The sequence below is a fragment of the Daeguia caeni genome, assembly GCF_042653845.1.
Lineage (GTDB): Bacteria > Pseudomonadota > Alphaproteobacteria > Rhizobiales > Rhizobiaceae > Brucella > Brucella caeni.
In genome coordinates, this window is the sequence record NZ_JBHSEL010000066.1 from 1 (window position 1) to 1,165 (window position 1,165).

Here is a 1,165-nt window from a genome sequence, read left to right on the forward strand (position 1 = left end):
AAGTTTGAACGTACCAAACCCCACGTCAACATTGGCACGATTGGCCACGTTGACCATGGCAAGACCTCGCTGACCGCAGCGATCACGAAGTTCTTTGGTGAGTTCAAGGCGTATGATCAGATCGACGCTGCACCTGAAGAACGCGCACGCGGTATCACGATTTCGACGGCACACGTTGAATACGAAACCGAAACCCGTCACTACGCACACGTCGACTGCCCTGGCCACGCTGACTATGTCAAGAACATGATCACCGGTGCCGCTCAGATGGACGGCGCGATTCTGGTTGTTTCGGCAGCTGACGGCCCGATGCCGCAGACCCGCGAGCACATCCTGCTTGCACGTCAGGTTGGCGTTCCGGCAATCGTTGTATTCCTGAACAAGTGCGACCAGGTTGACGATCCTGAGCTCCTCGAACTGGTTGAGCTCGAAGTTCGTGAACTTCTGTCGAAGTATGAATTCCCTGGCGACGAAATTCCGATCATCAAGGGTTCGGCTCTTGCTGCTCTGGAAGACAGCTCGAAGGAACTTGGTGAAGATGCCATCCGCAACCTGATGAATGCGGTTGACACCTACATTCCGACCCCGGAACGTCCGATTGATCAGGCTTTCCTGATGCCGATCGAAGACGTCTTCTCGATCTCGGGCCGTGGTACGGTTGTTACGGGTCGTGTTGAGCGCGGTGTCATCAAGGTTGGTGAGGAAGTTGAAATCGTTGGTATTCGTCCGACGCAGAAGACGACGGTTACCGGCGTTGAAATGTTCCGCAAGCTGCTCGATCAGGGTCAGGCTGGCGACAACATCGGTGCACTTCTGCGCGGTGTAGGTCGTGAAGATGTTGAACGCGGTCAGGTTCTCTGCAAGCCGGGTTCGGTCAAGCCGCACACCAAGTTCAAGGCAGAAGCCTATATTCTGACGAAGGATGAAGGTGGCCGTCATACGCCGTTCTTCACGAACTACCGTCCGCAGTTTTACTTCCGTACGACTGACGTGACCGGTATCGTTACGCTGCCGGAAGGCACGGAAATGGTCATGCCTGGCGATAACGTCACGCTCGATGTCACGCTGATCGTTCCGATCGCCATGGAAGAGAAGCTGCGCTTCGCTATCCGTGAAGGTGGCCGCACCGTCGGCGCCGGTATCGTAGCATCGATCATCGAGTAAT

1 protein-coding gene is annotated in these 1,165 nt (G+C 55.5%); it reads left to right on the forward strand.

From position 1 onward, the window contains the following. On the forward strand, window positions 1-1,164 hold a 1,164-nt coding region (gene tuf, locus ACFO1V_RS09405; RefSeq protein WP_380075085.1), incomplete at its 5' end, for an elongation factor Tu. Window position 1,165 lies beyond the last annotated feature (1 nt).